The sequence below is a fragment of the Comamonas odontotermitis genome, from assembly GCF_014207855.1.
GTDB classification, from domain to species: domain Bacteria; phylum Pseudomonadota; class Gammaproteobacteria; order Burkholderiales; family Burkholderiaceae_C; genus Comamonas; species Comamonas odontotermitis_A.
Genome location: NZ_JACHKZ010000012.1, coordinates 38,866 through 57,803, shown reverse-complemented (window position 1 = coordinate 57,803; position 18,938 = coordinate 38,866). Strand labels below are relative to the sequence as shown.

The 18,938-nt window shown below is 63.8% G+C and carries 19 protein-coding genes; 16 read left to right on the top strand and 3 right to left on the bottom strand.

Annotated features, from left to right (window positions below):
• Window positions 1-2 precede the first annotated feature (2 nt).
• The 11 genes from HNP33_RS11200 (at window position 3) to HNP33_RS11150 (ending at window position 9,646) form a co-directional block, all read left to right on the top strand.
• Window positions 3-596, top strand: coding sequence for a bifunctional adenosylcobinamide kinase/adenosylcobinamide-phosphate guanylyltransferase (locus tag HNP33_RS11200; protein WP_184708418.1), 594 nt, complete (start codon window positions 3-5; stop codon window positions 594-596).
• Window positions 593-1,618: an ABC transporter substrate-binding protein gene (locus HNP33_RS11195; RefSeq protein WP_233464490.1), complete on the top strand. Its 1,026-nt coding sequence runs from the start codon at window positions 593-595 to the stop codon at window positions 1,616-1,618. The genes HNP33_RS11200 and HNP33_RS11195 overlap by 4 nt, the downstream gene beginning before the upstream one ends.
• Window positions 1,618-2,661 (top strand): FecCD family ABC transporter permease, encoded by a 1,044-nt coding sequence (locus HNP33_RS11190; protein ID WP_184708420.1) that lies wholly within the window; start codon window positions 1,618-1,620, stop codon window positions 2,659-2,661. Before HNP33_RS11195 ends, HNP33_RS11190 begins: the two co-directional genes overlap by 1 nt.
• Window positions 2,661-3,458, top strand: a complete 798-nt coding sequence (locus HNP33_RS11185) for an ABC transporter ATP-binding protein (protein WP_184708422.1) — start codon at window positions 2,661-2,663, stop codon at window positions 3,456-3,458. Before HNP33_RS11190 ends, HNP33_RS11185 begins: the two co-directional genes overlap by 1 nt.
• 73 nt (window positions 3,459-3,531) lie before the next feature.
• On the top strand, window positions 3,532-4,101 hold the full coding sequence (cobO, locus tag HNP33_RS11180; RefSeq protein WP_184708424.1) for a cob(I)yrinic acid a,c-diamide adenosyltransferase: 570 nt from the start codon (window positions 3,532-3,534) through the stop codon (window positions 4,099-4,101).
• A 66-nt stretch (window positions 4,102-4,167) separates the two neighbouring features.
• Entirely contained in the window at window positions 4,168-4,866 is a 699-nt protein-coding gene (bluB, locus tag HNP33_RS11175) for a 5,6-dimethylbenzimidazole synthase (protein ID WP_233464489.1), read from the top strand.
• Window positions 4,863-5,939, top strand: coding sequence for an adenosylcobinamide-phosphate synthase CbiB (cbiB, locus tag HNP33_RS11170; protein WP_184708426.1), 1,077 nt, complete (start codon window positions 4,863-4,865; stop codon window positions 5,937-5,939). Before bluB ends, cbiB begins: the two co-directional genes overlap by 4 nt.
• Complete coding sequence (locus HNP33_RS11165; RefSeq protein ID WP_184708428.1) at window positions 5,932-6,927, top strand: aminotransferase class I/II-fold pyridoxal phosphate-dependent enzyme; 996 nt, start codon at window positions 5,932-5,934, stop codon at window positions 6,925-6,927. The genes cbiB and HNP33_RS11165 overlap by 8 nt, the downstream gene beginning before the upstream one ends.
• Before the next feature lie 58 nt (window positions 6,928-6,985).
• A complete protein-coding gene (locus HNP33_RS11160; protein ID WP_233464488.1) occupies window positions 6,986-7,792 on the top strand; it encodes a HipA family kinase in 807 nt (268 codons plus the stop codon).
• Window positions 7,779-8,186, top strand: coding sequence for a DUF3037 domain-containing protein (locus HNP33_RS11155; RefSeq protein ID WP_184708430.1), 408 nt, complete (start codon window positions 7,779-7,781; stop codon window positions 8,184-8,186). Before HNP33_RS11160 ends, HNP33_RS11155 begins: the two co-directional genes overlap by 14 nt.
• Window positions 8,183-9,646 (top strand): cobyric acid synthase, encoded by a 1,464-nt coding sequence (locus tag HNP33_RS11150; RefSeq protein WP_184708432.1) that lies wholly within the window; start codon window positions 8,183-8,185, stop codon window positions 9,644-9,646. Before HNP33_RS11155 ends, HNP33_RS11150 begins: the two co-directional genes overlap by 4 nt.
• 103 nt (window positions 9,647-9,749) lie before the next feature.
• Here HNP33_RS11150 and HNP33_RS11145 read toward each other — a convergent pair whose 3' ends face one another.
• Entirely contained in the window at window positions 9,750-11,126 is a 1,377-nt protein-coding gene (locus HNP33_RS11145) for an Ig-like domain-containing protein (RefSeq protein ID WP_184708434.1), read from the bottom strand.
• Window positions 11,127-11,730: 604 nt separating this feature from the next.
• On the opposite strand from HNP33_RS11145, the gene HNP33_RS11140 reads away from it, so the two are divergent.
• The gene (locus HNP33_RS11140) at window positions 11,731-12,141 is read left to right on the top strand and encodes a hypothetical protein (protein WP_184708437.1); all 411 of its coding nucleotides are present in this window, start codon (window positions 11,731-11,733) and stop codon (window positions 12,139-12,141) included.
• A 235-nt stretch (window positions 12,142-12,376) separates the two neighbouring features.
• On the top strand, window positions 12,377-13,468 hold the full coding sequence (gene cobT / locus HNP33_RS11135; RefSeq protein ID WP_184708439.1) for a nicotinate-nucleotide--dimethylbenzimidazole phosphoribosyltransferase: 1,092 nt from the start codon (window positions 12,377-12,379) through the stop codon (window positions 13,466-13,468).
• A gap of 82 nt (window positions 13,469-13,550) precedes the next feature.
• Here cobT and nth read toward each other — a convergent pair whose 3' ends face one another.
• Window positions 13,551-14,204: an endonuclease III gene (gene nth / locus HNP33_RS11130; protein ID WP_184708441.1), complete on the bottom strand. Its 654-nt coding sequence runs from the start codon at window positions 14,202-14,204 to the stop codon at window positions 13,551-13,553.
• Between the two features lie 207 nt (window positions 14,205-14,411).
• Here nth and HNP33_RS11125 point away from each other — a divergent pair, with 207 nt between their 5' ends.
• The gene (locus HNP33_RS11125) at window positions 14,412-15,866 is read left to right on the top strand and encodes an amidase (protein WP_184708443.1); all 1,455 of its coding nucleotides are present in this window, start codon (window positions 14,412-14,414) and stop codon (window positions 15,864-15,866) included.
• Window positions 15,867-15,927: 61 nt separating this feature from the next.
• Here the strand turns inward: HNP33_RS11125 and HNP33_RS11120 are convergent, their stop codons facing one another.
• On the bottom strand, window positions 15,928-17,004 hold the full coding sequence (locus tag HNP33_RS11120; protein WP_325064932.1) for a DUF4105 domain-containing protein: 1,077 nt from the start codon (window positions 17,002-17,004) through the stop codon (window positions 15,928-15,930).
• A 265-nt stretch (window positions 17,005-17,269) separates the two neighbouring features.
• Here HNP33_RS11120 and HNP33_RS11115 point away from each other — a divergent pair, with 265 nt between their 5' ends.
• Both HNP33_RS11115 and HNP33_RS11110 read left to right on the top strand, forming a co-directional pair.
• Complete coding sequence (locus HNP33_RS11115) at window positions 17,270-18,466, top strand: PLP-dependent aminotransferase family protein (protein WP_184708445.1); 1,197 nt, start codon at window positions 17,270-17,272, stop codon at window positions 18,464-18,466.
• Between the two features lie 88 nt (window positions 18,467-18,554).
• On the top strand, window positions 18,555-18,776 hold the full coding sequence (locus tag HNP33_RS11110; RefSeq protein WP_184708447.1) for a SlyX family protein: 222 nt from the start codon (window positions 18,555-18,557) through the stop codon (window positions 18,774-18,776).
• The last annotated feature ends 162 nt before the right edge of the window (window positions 18,777-18,938 follow it).

Genomic DNA, 18,938 nt, shown 5'->3' with positions numbered 1-18,938 from the left:
CCATGGCAGAACCTTCGTTTTCAGTGGATGGCGCGGTGCTCAAGCTCTTGCTGCTGGGCGGGCAAAAATCCGGTAAATCACGGCAAGCAGAGCTGCTGGCGCGCCAGTGGCTGCAGCAAGGCGCGGGTTACACCGCCAGTTTGATCGCCACCGGCACCGCCTACGACGATGAAATGAAAGCCCGCATTGCCCGCCATCAGAGTGATCGCGCCGCACGCGTACCGCAACTGGCCACGGTGGAAGAGGCGCGCAATGTGGCACAGGCGATAGCCGCCTGCAGCGAGCCGCAGCACCTGCTGATCGTCGATTGCCTCACGCTGTGGCTGACCAACTGGCTGATGCCTTCCCCCGATTTTGAGAAAAATCAGACTCCCGCGCACAGCTGGAAAGCGCAGCAAGCTCTTTTTTTGGAAGCGATTGAGCGCGCATCCGGCCCCGTCATTCTGGTCAGCAACGAGATCGGCCTGGGCGTGATTCCGATGGGGCGCGAAGTGCGCGCCTTTGTCGATGCGCTGGGCGTACTCAACCAACAAACGGCGGCGGTGTGCAACCGCGTCACACTGATGGCGGCGGGGCTGCCTCTGCAGATGAAATGATGGTTCGTTCTATGCATTTTCCAAAATCCCTCCTGCGGCGTGCCGTGCGTACCGCAAGCATCGCAGTGGCGGCAGCGTTGCTGGGCGCGGCAGCGGCCAGCGCGAAGGAGTTGCCTGCTGCCGAGCGTACGGCAGCGATTCCTGTGCTGGCTGAATCTGCGCGCCTCGCTCCCCAGCCCATCACTGATGACCGTGGCAAGACCGTGCAACTGGCACGGCCGCCGCAACGTATCGTCAGCCTGCTGCCTTCGCTGACCGAAAGCACCTGCGCCCTGGGCCTGTGCGACCGGCTGGTGGGGGTGGATCGTTATTCGGACTGGCCGCTGGCTGTCAAGAAACTGCCAATAGTGGGGGGCGGGCTGGATCCGAGCGTGGAATCCATCGTGGCGCTCAAGCCCGATCTGGTGCTGATGTCGCATGCCTCGAAGGTGGCCGAGCGGCTGGAGGCGCTGGGCGTGAAAGTGGCGGCGCTGGAAGTGAAATCACAGGCCGGTGTGCACAAGGTGCTGCAGCAGTTGGGCCAGGTGCTGGGCGTGCCCGCTGCAGAAGGCGCCGACCGCGTGTGGCGCGAGTTGCAGGCGGGGGTGGTGGATGCGGCGCAGCGTGTGCCCGTGGCAGCCAGACACAGTCGGGTGTATTTTGAGGTGAGCCGTGGCCCCTATGCTGCCGGGCCACAGTCCTTCATTGGAGAAATTCTTGCCCAATTGGGAGTGGACAACGTGGTGCCTGCCGAGTTGGGGCCGTTTCCGCGCCTGAGCCCCGAGTTTCTGCTGCGCTCCCAGCCTGACGTGATCATGCTCGGTAACCGCAGCATGCAGGCTGCCACCAGCTACCCGGGCTGGAACAGCCTCAAGGCCATCAAGGGCGGGAACCTGTGCGTCTTCAGCGACCAGGATTCCTACACCATTGTGCGCCCCGGTCCGCGCATGGCAGAGGCCGCCCACCTGATTGCGCAGTGCCTGATTGACAAGGCACCGAGGAAGCAAGGCGCAGAAAAGTCGGCCGAAGGAGGGCAGCGTTGATGGCGGCTCAGGCAGGGCAGGCGTCACTGCGCGAATGCGCGCCTGGCCAGCGCCGCAGCGGCTGGCTGGCGCTGGTGTTGCTGCTGCTTTCCATCGCGCTGTTGATGGTGGGGGCCAGCGTGGGCAGCACTGGCTGGGAGAGCGTGCTGCGCATGCGGGACGACGCCACGGCCTGGCAGATCGTGATGGACATCCGCCTGCCGCGCTCTTTGGGCGCCTGGTTGGCGGGCGCATTGCTTGGCCTTGCCGGGGCGGTGGCGCAAGGCCTGTTCCGCAATCCGCTGGCAGACCCCTACCTGCTGGGCAGCGCATCGGGTGCATCGCTGGGCAGCGCGGTGGGCCTGGTGCTGATGGGGTCGTCCCTCACTAGCCTGAGCCTCATCTACCGGCTGGGCATGACGGGCATGGCCTTTGCTGGCGCCGCCTGCGCCGTTGGCCTGACCGTGGTGCTGGCGCGCAACGTGCAAAACACCTTGCGCTTGCTGCTGGCGGGTGTGATCGTGGGCGTGGTGCTGGGTGCCGTGCGCGATCTGCTGGAGTTGAAGCACCCTGACATCCTGCAGGCCATGCAGGCCTTTACGCTGGGCACTTCGGCATTTGTGGGCTGGGAGGGCTGCGCGCTGATGGGCGCGGTGCTGCTGGTTTGTGCGCTGGCTACCTGGGCCTGCTCGCGGGTGCTCGATGGCCTGACGCTGGGCGAAGCGACGGCCACCAGCCTGGGCCTGCCGCTGACGCAACTGCGCTATGGCCTGGTGGCGGTGCTGGCACTGGCCACGGGTACCTCGGTGGCGCAGACCGGCCTGATTGCCTTTGTGGGGCTGGCTGCGCCGCATCTGGTGCGCAGCCTCGTGCGTATCGGCCACGGTCGCAGCACCTTGCTGGCCGCTGCCATGGGCGGCACGCTGCTGCTGGCGGCAGACATTCTGGCGCGGTGGCTGGTGGCGCCGCAGGAGCTGCCTGTAGGCGTGCTGACCGCAGCGCTGGGTGGTACCTATCTGCTGTGGCGCATGCACCGCAGCACGCGGGCGGCAGGAGCCATGTGATGCCACAAAATACGCCTGAAACTATCGCTATTGCTGCGCAGCAGATATACGCCAACGTGCATTCCAAGCCCATATTGCATGGCCTGTCTGCCGGGTTTGCCAAGGGCCGGTGGACCAGTATCGTCGGCCCCAATGGCGCAGGCAAATCGAGCCTGTTGAAGGTTCTGAGCGGCCTGTGGCCCGCGCACGGCTTGCAGGGCCAGGTACATCTGCTGGGCAAGCCGCTGCATTCGTGGCCCCGCAAGGCGCGCGCGCAGGCCCTGGCCTGGCTGGGCCAGGGAGAGGTGGTGACCGAAGACCTGACGGTGCTGGATGTGGCCTTGCTCGGCCGCTTGCCACACCAGCCCTGGCTGGCAGCGCCCAGCCATGAAGACCACGCCATTGTGGAGCGCTGCCTGCGCCAGACCCAGGCCTGGGAGTGGCGCCATCGTCCGGTGGTCGAACTCTCGGGCGGCGAGCGCCAGCGGGTGCTGCTCGCCCGGGCATTGGCGGTGCAGGCCCAGGTGCTGCTGATGGATGAGCCGCTCGCCAACCTCGATCCGCCACACCAGACCGATTGGGTGGACAGCGTGCGCACGCTCACCCGCCAGGGTGCCACGGTCATCAGCGTGCTGCATGAAATCTCGGTGGCACTGCTGGCGGACGACATGCTGATCCTGCAGGAAGGCCGGGCGGTGCACCAGGGCGCCTGCGGCGACCTTGCCACCCATGCGGCGCTCGAAACGGTGTTTGACCACCGTATCCAGGTGCGCAGCATCGACGGCCTGTGGATGGCATTGCCCCGGATGGCGAAATGAAGAAGCCCTCCCTTGGGTGGTTTTTAAATGCTGTGGGCGATATGTACGCCCCGTGACTTGTGAGAAGGAAAGCATGCAAATCGAAACTCCCCCTACCGAAAAGCCTTACGAGAAGCCCGAGGGCGAACGCCGGGGCCTCGTCATCATCAATACCGGCGACGGCAAGGGCAAGAGCACGGCAGCCTTTGGGCTGGCCTTCCGCGCCACAGGCCGGGGCAAGGCCGTCAAGGTGTTCCAGTTCATGAAGGTGCCTACGGCGCGCTTTGGCGAGCACCGGCTGGCCGACCAGGTGGGGCTGTCCATCGAAGGCCTTGGCGACGGTTTCAGCTGGAAGAGCAGGGATCTGGAGCAGTCGGGCCAACTGGCGCGCGATGGCTGGGAAAAAGCCCGCGCGGCCATCCTCTCGGGCGAGTATTTCCTCGTCGTTCTGGACGAAATCACCTACCCGCTGATCTATGGCTGGCTGCCGCTGCAGGAAGTGCTCGACACCCTGGCTGCACGGCCCAAGGATGTGCATGTCTGCCTTACAGGCCGACGCTGCCCGCAGGAGATCATCGACATTGCCGACACCGTGACCGAGATGAAGCTCATCAAGCATGCCTTCCAGGCGGGCATTCCTGCCCAGCGCGGTATCGAGGATTGAGTGTGAATGGACTCCGGCTTTGCTGCCCAGCCACCCTGGCGGCGGCATAAGGCCCACAATCGAACCATGCCCGATAAACCGATTCCTCCCTCAGCGCCTGCCATGATTGCCGCCATGCCTTTCACCGAGGCAGAGCGTGCAGCCGTCTACCGGGCCATCTACGAGCGGCGCGACATGCGCCACTTTGCCGGTGGCACTGTGCCTGAGGAGGTATTGCTGCGCCTGTTGCGTGCGGCGCACCATGCGCCCAGCGTAGGCTTTATGCAGCCCTGGCGCTTCATCCGCGTGCGAAGCGCCGCATTGCGCGAGGCCATCCATGCACTGGTGGAAGAAGAGCGGGTGCGTACCGCCCACGCACTGGGCGAGCGCGAGGAAGATTTCATGAAGCTCAAGGTGCAGGGCGTGCTCGATGCGGCCGAGGTGCTGGTGGTGGCCATGCCGCCGGGGCGCGAGGCGCACATCTTTGGCCGCCGTACCTTGCCTGAGATGGATATTGCCAGCGCGGCCTGCGCCATCCAGAACCTGTGGCTGGCCGTGCGCGCCGAAGGGCTGGGCATGGGCTGGGTGTCCATCTTCGATCCACAGGCGCTGGCGCAGCTGCTGCATATGCCAGCAGGTGCCCACCCGCTGGGCGTGCTGTGCCTGGGGCCTGTTGCTGCCTACTACGCAGAGCCAATGTTGCAGCAGGAAAAATGGGCCTGTCGTGCGCCGCTGGAAGCCATGCTGATGGACGATGTCTGGACTGAGGAGCCACCAGCGGCATGACGGTCATCACCTGGTCGGAACTGCTGGCCTGGTCCTTCAGCCCGCTGGGCTGGCTGTACCGGGCGCTCACGGCCGCGCCAGATGCGGCGGTGCTGTGGTCGCAGAATGTGCTGTGCGCCTTGATCGCCGTGCTGGTGGCTCTTGCGCTTGATCGGCTGTGGGGCGAGCCACCTGCGTGGCTGCACCCGGTGGTCTACATGGGCAAGCTGCTGGGCGTGCTGGGGAAATGCATAGCGCCCCGCGCAGAGCGCTCAGCCGATTGGATGCGATTTGCCTTGGGGATGCTTTCTTGGTGTGCGCTGGCGGCGATTGTTTTTGTGGTCTATGGGGCGATCCTTTTCGTGCTGCCCTACCAGCCCTGGTGGCTGGCAGGGGTGTGCATGGGGGTATTGCTCAAGCCGCTATTGTCCTGGCGCATGCTAAGGGACGAGGTGCTGGCCGTAGAGGCTGCGCTGCAGCAATCATTGCCAGCGGGCCGCGAGCGCCTGTCATGGCTGGTAAGCCGCGATACCGCCCAACTGGATGCCGCCACCGTGCGTGAAAGCGCCATCGAGACCCTGGCCGAGAACCTGGGCGACTCCGTGATTGCGCCGCTCTTCTGGTTTGCCATTGCGGGCCTGCCCGGTGCGGCGGTGTACCGCCTGGCCAACACGGCAGATGCGATGTGGGGCTACCCCGGCTGGCGCGGGCAGGGCGAAGATCGCCGTTACTGGCAGTGGGCTGGCAAATGGGCGGCGCGGGCGGATGATGTGCTCAACTGGGTGCCTGCACGCCTTACCGCCGCCTGGCTGGCACTGCTGGCAGGCGGCGTGCCCTGGTCTGCGCTGCGGCGCGATGCACGCGTGACGCCATCGCCCAATGGCGGCTGGCCCATGGGCGCGATGGCGTTGGCCTTGGGCGTGCACTTGTCCAAGCCGGGCGTATACCGGTTGAATCCACAGGGACGGGCGCCCGAGGCGGCCCACGTGCAGCAGGCCGTGAATCTGGCATCCAAAGTAGTAGTGGCGCAGGTGGTAGGCATGCTGATAGCTATTTTTTCAATAGCGTTGTGGATGGAGGCAGGCCATGCTTGAAAGCATCCATGGCGGCGCCGATGCGCTGGGTGTACCCGCGCACGATTTCTCCACCAATCGCAACGCTTTCGGGCCGTGCCCTGCGGCGGTGGCGGCCCTGCAGGCAGCGCATGCGGCGCAGTACCCCGATCCGCTCTATACCGGGCTGCAGGAGCGGCTGGCGGCCTTTCACGCGGTGGCGCAACGGCGCATTGTCATCGGCGGCAGCAGCAGTGAGTTGATTCACCGGATGACGCAATATGCCGCGCGCAGTGGTGCATCGGCGGTGACCTTGCCCCGCCACCACTACGGCGACTATGCGCATGCCGCGCGTGTATGGGGGCTGGCGCTGTTGCGGCGCGATCGCGTGGAGGATGGTGCAGGGCATGGCAATCTGCACTGGTTCTGCGAGCCATCGAGCCCACTGGGCGAGCGGGATACCGTTTCAGCGTCTGTGGGGTCGGGGTGGCATGTTCTGGATTGTGCCTATCGCCCTCTGTGGCTGGAAGGCGATGCACCACGGTGCAACCTGGACAGTTTCTGGCAGCTGTGGACGCCCAACAAGGCCCTGGGCATGACAGGCGTGCGCGCTGCCTACGCGATTGCGCCGTGCCATGTTGCGGACGATGCGTTGTGCGCGTTGCGCGAGCTGGCGCCGTCCTGGGTGGTGGGCGCGCACGGTGTGGCCATGCTGGAAGCCTGGACGAGCGGTGAGGTGCAGCGATGGCTGGCCCTGAGCCTGCAGAGTTTGCGTGCCTGGAAGCTGCAGCAGCTGGCGCTGTGTGAGCGGCTGGGCTGGGCGGTGGTACCCGGCCACCAGGCCAATTACTTTGTGGCACGGCCGCCTCTGGCCGAAGGCGTTTTGGTGCAGCGCCTGGCTTGGCTGCGCGCGCAGGGCATCAAGCTGCGCGATTGCGCCAGCTTCGGCCTGCCAGGGGCTGTGCGCCTGGGCGTGCTGCCGCCCGCGTCGCAGGCCGCGCTGGAGCAGTCCTGGAGCGTGGTCCCCTAACACTGAGAGAATGAGCGCGGCAAGCCCCGAGGGCATCCATCCGGCGCTACCATTTCGCATGGACTCACCAATTCCTTCCTTGCGCTCCGTTGTGGTGGAGCGTTACGTCACGCCCTTGCGCGAAGGCGGCTCGATGCCTGCCGTGGTCGAGGCGGATGACCTGGGGCTTTACGTGCTCAAGTTCCGCGGTGCCGGGCAGGGCGTGCGCGCCTTGATGGCCGAATTGATTGCGGGCGGTATTGCGCGGGCGCTCGGGTTGCCTGTTCCCGAAATCGTGCTGGCCAAGCTCGATGCCAAGCTGGCGCAGACCGAACCCGATCCCGAAATCCAGGACCTGATCCGCGCCAGCGACGGCCTGAACGTGGGGCTGGACTACCTGCCCGGTTCGGTGAACTTCGACCCCGCAGTCGATGCGGTGGACAGCGATTTCGCATCGCGCCTGGTGTGGTTCGACACCCTGGTCAGCAACGTCGACCGTACCGCGCGCAACACCAATCTGCTGATGTGGCAGCGCCGTCCCTGGCTGATCGACCATGGGGCCACGCTTACCTTTCACCATGCCTGGGAAGGGGTGGTGGCTGATCCTGGCAAGCCCTATGCCCCGATTGCAGACCATGTCCTGCTGCCGCAGGCCACGCAGCTGGCACAGGTGGACGAGGCGATGGCAGGGCAGCTGACAGGGCCGGTGCTGGCGGCGATTGTGGCTGCCGTGCCCGACTGCTTTCTGAACCAGGCGGCCCAAGACCGCCAGAGCGATGCGCTGGCCGATCCGCAGGCCCACCGTGCAGCCTATGTGAATTATTTTCTGGCCCGCCTGCAAGACCGTGGCCGCTGGTTGCAAGGAGCCATCGATGCACGCGCATGATGTATATGACTACGCTGTCGTGCGCGTGGTACCCCGGGTGGAGCGCGAGGAATTCATCAACGCCGGGGTGATCGTCTCCTGCCAGCGCAGTGGCTATCTGCAGGCAGCCATGGCGCTGGATGAGGCGCGACTGCTGGCACTGGACCCGCAGGCCGATCTGGAGATGGTGTACCGGCACCTGGGCAGCATCATCGCCATCTGTGAGGGCCGACCCGAAGGCGGGCCGATTGCACAACTGCCGTTTCGCGCACGTTTTCACTGGCTCACCGCCAAGCGCAGCAGCATCATCCAGACCTCGGCTGTGCACACCGGGCTGTGCCTGCATGGCGATCATGCATTGGAGCGCATCCTGCAGCGCATGGTTTTGCCCCTGCAACCCAAGGTGCACGCATGACCGCCCGGTGCGTGATGGTGCTGGGCACCAGCAGCGGCGCAGGCAAGAGCTGGGTGGCCACGGCATTGTGCGCCTGGTACCGGGCCCAGGGCTACAAGGTGGCGCCCTTCAAGGCGCAGAACATGAGCAACAACGCGCGCGTGGTGGCTACGCCTGACGGCAGGTGGGGGGAGATCGGCACCGCGCAGTACCTGCAGGCGCTGGCCGCAGGCGCCGTACCCGATGTGCGCATGAACCCCTTGCTGCTCAAGCCAGAGGCCGATACCAAAAGCCAGGTCGTACTGTTTGGGCAGGTGAATGAAGAGCTGACGGCCATGCCCTGGCGCGGCCGCAGTGCCCGGGTCTGGCCGCAGATCGCCCAGGCGCTGGATGAACTGCGCGCCGAAAACGATGTGGTGGTGATCGAAGGCGCAGGCTCGCCCGCCGAGATCAACCTGCACGCGAGCGATGTGGTCAACATGCGCGTGGCGCGCCACTGCGATGCGCACTGCCTCCTGGTGGCGGACATCGACCGGGGCGGCGCGTTTGCGCACCTGTATGGCACCTGGGCGCTGCTGCCGTCTGAGGAGCAGGCGCTCATCAAAGGCTTTGTGCTCAACAAGTTTCGGGGCGACGCCAGCCTGCTTGCGCCCGCGCCGCAGATGCTGGAGGAAAAAACCGGCGTGCCCACCGTGGCCTGCATCCCCATGCAATATGCGCACGGTCTGCCCGAAGAGGATGGCGTGTTTGACGACCGTGGCAGCACAGGTGCCGGGCAGGTGGTGCATACCACCATTGCCATCATTGCCTATCCGCGCATCAGCAATCTGGATGAATTTCAGCCGCTGCTGCAGGTGCCTGGCGTGCGGGTGGTCTGGGCCCGTTCGCCCTCGCAACTGGCGGGCGCCGATTGGGTCATCCTGCCGGGCAGCAAGGCCACGGCCGCTGATCTGGCCTGGATGCGCTCACAGGGGCTGGATGCTGCCGTGACCGCGCATGCCCATGCAGGCGGGCGGGTGCTGGGCATTTGCGGAGGCCTGCAGATGCTGGGTGAGGCGTTGATTGATCTGCATGGCGTTGATGGCAACGCAGCCGGTCTGGGCCTGTTGCCGCTGGCCACGCTGTTTGCGCAAGACAAGACCGTGCAGCCCACCTCATTTTCGCTTCCCGCCTTGCAGGCGCCGTGGCAGGCTTTGGGCAGCGTTCAGGTGCGCGGCTATGAAATCCACCATGGTCAGACCCAGCTGCGTGCCGACATGCAGGCTGGTGCGAGCCGTCCCGCTCAGGAGCTGCTGCCGGGCCTGTTGTGGCAGGGCGGCAATCCCGCGGTGCTCGGCACCTATCTGCATGGCTTGTTCGAGAATGGCGAAGTCATCCACGCCTTGTTCGGCCATGGCGCGCCTAGCCTGGAGCAGGTTTTTGAGCGGCTGGCGCGGGGCGTGGAAGCGTGGTTTGAGGCGGGGGCGCTCGCGCCTCCGTAAAAACCGACCGCTTTGCTTGGTCCAATGAAAAGCAAAAGCGCCGACGCATTCATCATGCGCTGGCGCTTTTTACTGTGGTGGGGCGATGCGGGATCGTGTCAGCTCAGTGTTTTGCCCGGCGTACGGCCAGGGCCAGCAAGCCCATCGAAGCCATCAAGAGCGCCCAGGGGCTGTCCACGGGAACGGGTGCGGTGGCGCCAGGCACGGGTGGCGTTACGGTGGAGGTCACCACCACTGTCACCTTGCCCGTTGCACATGCCGGTGCAGGATAGGTGCCTTGCGCAGTGCAGATCTGGTACTCGAAGGTATCGGTGCCTGTAAATCCAGCTGCTGGGGTGTAGGTCGCGGTGCCATCGGGGTTGTAGACGACGGTTCCGTGGGCGGGCGCGGAAACTGCTGTTGCAGGCCCGGTCAGTGGCGCATTGGCAGGATCGCTCGAGGTATCGTTGGACAGAATGCCGATCGTCACCGGCGTATCCGCCTTCGTGGTGGCAGAGTCTGCCGTGGCGGTTGCGCCCAGGACGTTCACGCTCGCCGTCGCCGTTTTGCACTGGGTGGGGGCCGTCTGCACGCACACCTCGTAGGTGAATGTGTCGCTACCCGAGAAGCCTGCGTTGGGGGTATAGACCACGTTGCCCGAGCCGTCGACACTAACCGTGCCGTTTGCTGGCGGCTGCGTGATGGTAGGCGGCGCGAGGGTTGCTGGTGGCGATGAGGTGGTGTCATTGGCGCGCACATCAATGGTGACGGGCTGGCCCTGCACGGTGTTGCTGGTGTCTGCAACCGGATTGGGGGTGGGCGGAATGCCGAGCATGAGGTCAATGGTGGAATGCCTTGGCAAACCCAGTTCCTTGGCCCGGATTTCGCAGACATCAGCAGCCTTCACGACCAAACCTACTGTGGTGCCAGCAAGAGGGCCGGTGGTCGGACTCGCCAGCTTCCAGAATGAATCGGTGGCGTTGGCCACTGGAGGCGTCTGCACCGGATTGTTGGCCGTGGCGATTTGCAGGAATTCGACCTGGCTTGCATCCACCTGCGTGCCGTCACAACGGTAGAAGCGGTACTCCATGGCATCAGCAGAGTCGAAATCATGGCTGAACAGCGTCGTTCCAACCACCATCGGCGCCTGGAACTTCATGGATATCTCGCCAGCACCCACTTCCCACACGTTGCCCGGATCTGAGGGAAGGCCGATATTGACGGGTAGATCCGTAGAGCTCATGAGCATGGTGCTCTGCGAACTGCCCCAAGTGGCCCAGGTGGTGGGCGGTGTGCCCACGGTATTGATCGTGAACGGAGTCCCGCCTACCGTGGCGTTGATCGGAGTGCCCGCTGTGGGTGTGGGCGTCGCCGTCACAAATTTGGCCATCCGCCAGCCGGTGAAATACTGTGAATTGGCCGTAACCGGCGCTTCTGCGTGCGCACTTGCACACACCAGCAGGGCTGCGCACAGCCCCCAGGTTCTTTTGGAGGTTCTCATCCCTGTCCTCTGTTATAAAGAATTTATTTAATAATATAAGTTAATAAATAAAATCTAATTTTCAACAAGTATGACAATTTCAAATGTGTTGAAAAGTTACCACAGGACTAGGTATTGGTCAAAGACCATGTCGTAGTTTGTAAGGTGGGTTTGGACCGCAGTGGGAGCACGCAAGGACGAGGCGGTTGTGCAGGGGTATCTCTTTGTTGTAAGAACGTGTTTACGATCTCTACGCAGCCGCGTTGGAGTGAAATCGGGATGAGTTCGAAGCGATGGGCCGCAGCTTGCACCGGGGTGCAAGCAAGGGCCAGCGCGAAGAAATCGCCCGATTTCACTCCAACCCGTAGGGACAGCGGCTCTGCGGGCGGTCTGCGTCGTTGCAAATCCTCGCAATAGCGGGGCTATTGCTGCGGTATTGCGCCTCGCATCCCCTCCCGCAAAGCCACTGTCGCGGCGCGAGGAGATCGTAAACACGTTCTAAGCAGACGCTGCCATGTAGGCCTTGGACTGCAAGGTCTGGTGGGCTGGGCCGATAACTGCCGGGCAGGACTTCAAGCATGCTGTTGGCTGCAATTGCCCATTACCAGACAGAAGGAAGATCACCATGAAAAATGCTGTACGCCAATCCTTGCAAATCGCCGTTGCCGCCATTGCCTTGGGGGTGGCTGGTTTTGCGTCTGCGCAACCGGCTGCGCCTGCACAGGCGCCAGCCAAGCATGCCAAACATGCCCATAAAACTGGCAAGCCGCACCAGCGTGCCGATCGCAGTGTGGCCGACGGCAGCTCCAGCTCCCGGGAAGCGGCAGCCGCCCTGCAGGCTGATCGCCAGGGCCAGTTGACCGACCGCAGCAATGACCAGTACGCGGGCAATGCAGTGGCCCGCTGCGGCGTGTTCCGGGCTGAAGAAGACAAGCGTGCCTGTGTGGACCGTGTCACCAACGGGCAGGACAGCGGCTCGGTGCAGGGCGGTGGCATTCTGCGCGAATACACCTATACCGTTCCTGCCAAGCCCTGAGGCTGCATGTACCAGCACTTTTACGCAACCGAGCATGTCTGAGCTCTGTCGGATGGGTGTGTAAAACGCCAGTGCACCCATCCGAATTTGCGCTCTGGCCGGGCAACCGGTCAGAGCGTTTTCTTTTGGTATGGACGAGTGGTGCTGCACTGTCTTGGCAGCCGCGCCATACTATGCGCCCCGGGCTCCGTTGGCGCGCGCCGATATCCCCAGCCCGCTTGCCGCATTTCTCACCATGTCTGATATTCGCCTGATCGCTTCCATCCCGTCTATCCCCTCGCTTCACGATACCGGCCTGCAAAGCCGGGTTCAGCATTTGCTCGATCAGAAAACCAAGCCGGTGGGCTCTCTGGGCCAATTGGAGCAGCTTGCGCTGCGCATTGCCTGCATTCTGGGAGATGAGCAGCCTGTGCTGCAGGCGCCGCAGATGCTGGTGTTTGCAGCCGATCATGGCTTGGCAGCACGGGGGGTGTCGGCATACCCGGTCGATGTGACCTGGCAGATGGTCGAGAATTTTCTGGCGGGAGGCGCTGCCGTCAGCGTGCTGGCGCGGCACAACGGCATTGCGCTGAATGTGGTGGACTGTGGCGTGGCCAGGGATTTTGCCGTGCGCGAGCAGGATCCGGCGCACAAGCTGCCGGTGCCAGGCGAGCCCCGTCTGTGGCGCCGCAAGATCGCTTATGGCTCTGCCGATTGCAGTGTGGGGCCAGCGATGACGGCAGAGCAATGCGCGATGGCCTTGCGCAACGGCATGGTGCTGGTGCAGCAATTGCCGGGCAATGCACTGCTGCTGGGCGAGATGGGGATAGGCAACACCTCCAGCGCATCGCTGCTGCTGGCACGTTTGTGCAATGAGCCCATCGAGGCAGTGACCGGCGTTGGCACCGGGCTCGATGCGGCTGGCCTTGCGCGCAAGGTGGAAGTGCTGCGCCAGGTACTGGCCTTGCATGCTGGCGCGCAGGAGCCGCTCGACGTGCTGTGCGCGATGGGTGGCTTGGAAATTGCCACCATGGTGGGCGCCGTGTTGCAGGCTGCCGTGGAGCGCCGTGTGATTGTGGTCGATGGCTTCATCACCACAGCGGCGGTGCTGGTGGCCAGCCGCCTGCAGCCTGCCGTGCTGGAGCGCTGCATATACGCCCACCGCTCGGGCGAGCCGGGCCATACGCGCATGCTGGCCCATCTGCAGGCGCAGCCGCTGCTCGATTGGCAATTGCGTCTGGGTGAAGGCTCGGGCGCGGCGCTGGCTTGGCCGCTGTTGCAGTCGGCATGTGCCATCCTGCGCGAGATGGCCAGCTTTGCATCCGCTGGGGTCAGTCAGCAGAGTTGATGAAAAGAGGCTGCTCGCGCCTAATTGGAAAGCGTGAAAAAGCGTGGAAAGCGCAATTAGCTATTAATTTAGTAGCAATCTATTAGCGCTTGCCCGGCACCGGTGCGGGTGTCTTTGGCGTGAAGTCGCAGTAGGGCGCTACCACGCATTCCCAGCAACGCGGTTTGCGTGCCTGGCACACATAGCGGCCCAACAGAATCAACCAGTGGTGCGAGTCGACGGCGTATTCAGCGGGTACGCGTTTCATCAGCTGCTTTTCCACTTCCAGCGGATTCTTGCCGGGGGCCAGGCCCGTTCGATTGCCGACGCGGAAGATGTGCGTATCGACCGCCATGGTGGGCTGGCCAAATGCCACGTTCAGCACCACATTGGCCGTCTTGCGACCCACACCCGGCAGGGCCTCCAGCGCTTCGCGGGTGTCTGGCACCTTGCCTGCGTGCAGGGTGACCAGCATGCGGCAGGTTTCCATCAGGTGCTTGGCCTTGCTGCGGTACAGGCCAATGGTCTTGATACGGTTCTCCAGGCCTTCGAGGCCCAGGTCCAGAATGGCCTGCGGCGTGTTGGCCACGGGAAAGAGCTTGCGCGTGGCCTTGTTCACGCCCACATCGGTGGCCTGTGCCGACAGCAGCACGGCGGTGAGCAGCTCGAACACCGAGGTGTATTCCAGCTCGGTCTGCGGCGAGGGGTTGGCAGCTTTCAGCGTGGCAAAAAACGGTTCGATATCGGCGGTCTTCATGGGGCAACTTGTTTTAATGCATGTTCTTGCGCAAAGCCAGGGTGCCCAGGGAGCGCCTCTGGCATGCAAGCATCCTGCCTGCGCCTGATCTGCATCAGTCGTTGATGGGTTTGACTGCGATTATCGCCATGCGCGGAGGCGACAGCGGGCTTGCCGGGGATTTGTATGCGCTGGTTAGTATGGGGGCAAAGCCTTCAAGGAGCCGCCATGCCCAACCTGCCTGCCCAGATCACCGACTTATCGGGTGTTGCGCTGTCTGCAGCCATCCATGCGCGCAAAGTCTCTTGCGTGGAAGTGCTGCATGCCTACCTGGCGCAGATCGATGCGCTCAACCCGCAAGTCAATGCCATTGTTGCCTTGCAAGACCGTGAAACCCTGCTTGCCCAGGCGCAGCGGCTGGATCTGGAGATGGCGCAAGGCTGCTCGCGCGGGTTGCTGCACGGTATTCCGCAGGCGCCCAAGGACATTCTGCCGGTGCAGGGCATGGTGACGACCCGGGGTTCGCCGCTGTTCGTGGGCCAGGTGTCAGAGGCCGACGCCATCCACTTTGAACGCATGCGCGCCAGCGGTGCGGTGTTTGTCGGCCGCACCAATTCGCCGGAATTCGGACTCGGTGGCCATACCTACAACCCGGTGTATGGCGCCACACGCAATGCCTGGGTGCCCACGCGGTCTGCCGGGGGCAGTTCGGGCGGCGCGGCGGTGGCCACTGCCCTGCATATGCTGCCGTTTGCCGATGGCTCGGACATGATGGGCTCGCTGCGCACTCCGGCCGCCTTCAACAACGTGTATGGCTTTCGGCCATCGCTGGGAGCAGTGCCTTACGGCCCGGCTGAGGAGCTGTTCCTGCAGCAATACAGCACCAACGGCCCCATGGCCCGCAATGTGCCCGATCTGGCCCTGCAGATGCAGGTGATGGCGGGAGGGGACGCCCGCACCCCGCTGGCGCGCGAGTGGCCTGCGGGTGCTTTTCCGGTGGAAGGCCTGGAGCGCGATTTTCAGGGTGCCCACATCGGGTGGCTGGGCGACTGGGGCGGCCACCTGGCCATGGAGCCCGGCCTGCTGGCACAGCAGGAGGCGGCGCTGGAGCACTTTCGCAGCCTGGGTGCTGTGGTCGAGCCTGCCGTGCTCGACTTTGATCTGGAGCAATTGTGGGAGGCCTGGCTCGATCTGCGCAGCCTGCAGGTGGCAGGTGGCAACCTGGCGCTCTACACCGATCCGGCCAAGCGCAGCCTGCTCAAGCCCGAAGCGGTGTGGGAGATCGAGCGCGGAATGCGCCTGTCGGGCATGCGTATCTATGAGGCCGCCAAGGTGCGCAGCAGCTGGTACCTGCAGTTGCAGGGCTTGCTGGAGCGCTTTGATTACCTGGTGATGCCCTGCACCCAGGTCTATCCTTTTGCAGTGGAGCTGGACTGGCCGCACACGGTGGGCGAGCGAGAGATGGACACCTACCACCGCTGGATGGAGGTCGTGATTGCCGCGACCATGGCGGGCCTGCCCGCGCTTGCCGTACCTGCGGGCATCAACGCCCAGGGGTTGCCGGCCGGCATCCAGATCGTGGGTGGGTTGCGCGCAGATTGGCCGGTGCTGCAGCTGGGCCACGCCTATGACGAGGCCAGCGGCTACAGCCAGTTGCGCAGCCCGCTGCTGGAAAGTATCTGATGCGACTGCGCGGCCGGATAAGAGTCCTGGTCTTGCTGCGCGTCAGGAATCACATCCCGGCTCAAGGCAAGGCGGGGGCCTGCGGTACGCCTTTGCGAATGGCTGCTGAAAAATCCTCGCCTGGCAGCGCTGCCTGGGCGCGGTCATTGATGTGGGCTGCACCGCGCAGCGCCTCGAAATCATGGGTGCGCGCCAGCGCGCCCAGGCTGTCTACATACTGCGGCAGGTAGCCGCTGGCCAGCAGGCGCCAATCGAGCGGCAGGCCTGGGACAATGCTGCGCACCATGTCGAACACAATGGTGGTGCAATTGGCAAATACCGTGTGGTAGAACGCAGGCGCCTCCACCAGGGCATTGGCCTTGTCGACATAGGCGGCAAACAGCGAGCGCATGGCCGCGCGCGGCATCTGAATGCTGTAGAGATACACCTCCTCGCCGCGCAGATTGCTGCGCACGCGCAGAATGTCGCGCTCTTCGGCGGCGACCAGGCTCAGCTCGAACTGCTTGAAGAAGCCACCAATCGCTGAGAAAGACTCGCCAGCCTCCTTGCGGATTTCGACCGAGAACGTCAGGTATCTGCGCGGGCCCTTGCCATCGTCAAAGCCAAAGGACACCAGGGTATGGGCAATGGCTGGGCCCATCCAGTACGAGGTCGCCATGTCCACCGATACCAGCTGGTTCAGGTCATAGCTGCGGTCTTCCCAGCGCGGCGTGGCGCGGGTGGCGGTCTGCCAGTCAAAGTTGCGGACATTGTGCAGCGTGGCGATGTCGCCGCTGATGCTGCCGGAGAGCTGTTGCGTCACATCGGGCGCCCAACGGCGCGTGTTGGAGGGGTGGATGGTGCTCCACCACACCAGAATGGCGCCCAGCAGCACACCATAGATCAGCAGGCCCTTGGGTGCCCGATGCTGCCACAGCAGATAGATGCTGTAGAGGCCAACGCCGACCCATACGCCCAGGATCAGGCCGCGCGCCGAGCCCGATTTGACCGTTTGCGCCAACTGAAACCACAGAGCCCCACAGGCCCAGACCACGCCTGCCAGCATCAGCAGTGAGGCGATCAGTTTGGCAATGGCAAAAAAGAAACCGGCTATCCGCATGTCATTCGTGCCCAGGGGGCGTAGGCTCTGTGGCTGCACAACGGGTGCTCCCGTCTGCAGAATCTGTCTGGCTGCAAGCATAGACGATGCGCGGGCGTGCAAAACCCAAGAACCTGTTCAAAACCAACACCGATGTGACGCGCAGGCACTCAACTGGCTGCCGACGGATGCCAGAGCGACGCCGGTGGGTGGCAAAAAGCTGCAAAATGGCAGGAGTTGCCAAAGCCGGGCACCTTGGCCCTGTGGTAGGGCTGCTGGCGCTGGTGCCGGACTGCCCTGTTTTTGATTCTTGAGAGAAAGCTCCATGACACTGCGTTTCGCCTCTCGCCTCGACAATGTCGAGACTTCCGCCATTCGTGAACTGTTCAAGCTGCTGGGCAAGCCCGGCATCATCAGCTTTGCCGGGGGCTTTCCAGATGCCGCCATGTTCGATGTGGATGGCGTACAGCAGGCGGCGAACGCCGCCTTGAAGGAAGAGCCCGGTGCGGCATTGCAGTATGGCGCCACCGAAGGCTACCAGCCGTTTCGTGAGCAGATTGCCAGTTTCATGGCGGGCAAGGGCGTGCAAAATCTCGCGCCCGAGCAGCTGATCACCACCACCGGAAGCCAGCAGGCCCTGGATCTGCTGGGAAAGACCATGATCTCGCCAGGCGACAAGGTGATTGTCGAAGGGCCGACCTTTCTCGCCACCATCCAGTGTTTCCGCCTCTACGGGGCTGAAGTCATCAGTGCGCCGATCGATGAACATGGCGTGATCACCGAAGAGCTGGAGCGGCTGATCGCCCAGCACAAGCCCAAGCTCGTGTACCTGGTGCCCACCTTTGGCAACCCCAGCGGTGCACTGCTGAGCCTGGAGCGTCGCAAGCAGGTGCTGGAGATGGCCGTGCGCCACCAGACCCTGGTGGTGGAGGACGATCCCTATGGCGACCTGTACTTTGACGCGCCCCCGCCCCCCAGCATGCTGGCGCTCTCCCACAGCGTGCCGGGCAGCCGCGAGTATCTTGCGCACTGCGGCAGCATGAGCAAGGTGCTCAGCCCCGGCCTGCGCCTGGGCTGGTTGATCGCCCCAGCCGAGCTGCTGGCCAAGTGTGTGATGTGCAAGCAGTTCAGCGATGCGCACACCAGCACCTTCGCGCAGGCCACTGCTGCCCAGTACCTCAAGGCAGGCCGCATGCCAGCCACCCTGGCGCGCGTGCGGACCACCTACGCTGCACGCAGCAAGGCCATGGGCGATGCACTGCGCAGCCACCTGGGCGATGCGGTGCGCTTTGTGCAGCCCCAAGGCGGTATGTTCATCTGGGTGCAACTGACGGGAGCCAACGGCCAGGAAAAGGACGGCAACGCTCTGGCCAAGCGAGCCATCGAGCAGGGCGTGGCCTTCGTGCCCGGCACGCCGTTCTTTGCGCAGAACCCCGATCCATCGACCCTGCGCCTGTCCTTTGCCACGGCGGATATTCCCAAGATCGAAGAAGGCATGGCGCGCCTGGCCAAGGCGTTCTGATTTCGTAAACACGTTTCGTTCCTGACGCCGGTGTGTGAGGTTTCACACTCCGGCGTTATTGTTCCGAGACGTACTTCCAGGAGTTGCCATGCCCACTACCGAACAGCTCCAGGCCCGTGTTGAGGCGCTGGAGATCAAATCGGCCTACGCCGAAGACCTGCTGGAGGATCTGAACCTGACGATCTACAAACAGCAGCAACAGATTGACCGCCTGCAGCAAATGCTGCTGGATCTGCAGCAGCGCCTGCCCGAGCAAGGAGGCGGCGCCAGCGTGCGCAATCTGCGCGATGAGCTGCCGCCGCACTATTGAAGCTGCACTCCCCGTCATGAGAGATTGCGCTGATTGCTATCTAATTTGTAGCTGTCGATGCAGAATGGATGGTATTGGGCCGCCAATTTCTTTCAGGCAGGGCAGAGGACGTCGTTTAGGCACCACTTTGGTGCCTCGTTATCTGGCCCATTTCTTGCGATA

What these genes read in the sequence shown, in the direction of transcription:
- HNP33_RS11200 (WP_184708418.1), top strand. Translation starts at nt 3, where the DNA reads ATGGCAGAACCTTCGTTTTCAGTGGATGGCGCGGTGCTCAAGCTCTTG.
- HNP33_RS11195 (WP_233464490.1), top strand. Translation starts at nt 593, where the DNA reads ATGATGGTTCGTTCTATGCATTTTCCAAAATCCCTCCTGCGGCGTGCC.
- HNP33_RS11190 (WP_184708420.1), top strand. Translation starts at nt 1,618, where the DNA reads ATGGCGGCTCAGGCAGGGCAGGCGTCACTGCGCGAATGCGCGCCTGGC.
- HNP33_RS11185 (WP_184708422.1), top strand. Translation starts at nt 2,661, where the DNA reads ATGCCACAAAATACGCCTGAAACTATCGCTATTGCTGCGCAGCAGATA.
- cobO (WP_184708424.1), top strand. Translation starts at nt 3,532, where the DNA reads ATGCAAATCGAAACTCCCCCTACCGAAAAGCCTTACGAGAAGCCCGAG.
- bluB (WP_233464489.1), top strand. Translation starts at nt 4,168, where the DNA reads ATGCCCGATAAACCGATTCCTCCCTCAGCGCCTGCCATGATTGCCGCC.
- cbiB (WP_184708426.1), top strand. Translation starts at nt 4,863, where the DNA reads ATGACGGTCATCACCTGGTCGGAACTGCTGGCCTGGTCCTTCAGCCCG.
- HNP33_RS11165 (WP_184708428.1), top strand. Translation starts at nt 5,932, where the DNA reads ATGCTTGAAAGCATCCATGGCGGCGCCGATGCGCTGGGTGTACCCGCG.
- HNP33_RS11160 (WP_233464488.1), top strand. Translation starts at nt 6,986, where the DNA reads ATGGACTCACCAATTCCTTCCTTGCGCTCCGTTGTGGTGGAGCGTTAC.
- HNP33_RS11155 (WP_184708430.1), top strand. Translation starts at nt 7,779, where the DNA reads ATGCACGCGCATGATGTATATGACTACGCTGTCGTGCGCGTGGTACCC.
- HNP33_RS11150 (WP_184708432.1), top strand. Translation starts at nt 8,183, where the DNA reads ATGACCGCCCGGTGCGTGATGGTGCTGGGCACCAGCAGCGGCGCAGGC.
- HNP33_RS11145 (WP_184708434.1), bottom strand. Translation starts at nt 11,126, where the DNA reads ATGAGAACCTCCAAAAGAACCTGGGGGCTGTGCGCAGCCCTGCTGGTG.
- HNP33_RS11140 (WP_184708437.1), top strand. Translation starts at nt 11,731, where the DNA reads ATGAAAAATGCTGTACGCCAATCCTTGCAAATCGCCGTTGCCGCCATT.
- cobT (WP_184708439.1), top strand. Translation starts at nt 12,377, where the DNA reads ATGTCTGATATTCGCCTGATCGCTTCCATCCCGTCTATCCCCTCGCTT.
- nth (WP_184708441.1), bottom strand. Translation starts at nt 14,204, where the DNA reads ATGAAGACCGCCGATATCGAACCGTTTTTTGCCACGCTGAAAGCTGCC.
- HNP33_RS11125 (WP_184708443.1), top strand. Translation starts at nt 14,412, where the DNA reads ATGCCCAACCTGCCTGCCCAGATCACCGACTTATCGGGTGTTGCGCTG.
- HNP33_RS11115 (WP_184708445.1), top strand. Translation starts at nt 17,270, where the DNA reads ATGACACTGCGTTTCGCCTCTCGCCTCGACAATGTCGAGACTTCCGCC.
- HNP33_RS11110 (WP_184708447.1), top strand. Translation starts at nt 18,555, where the DNA reads ATGCCCACTACCGAACAGCTCCAGGCCCGTGTTGAGGCGCTGGAGATC.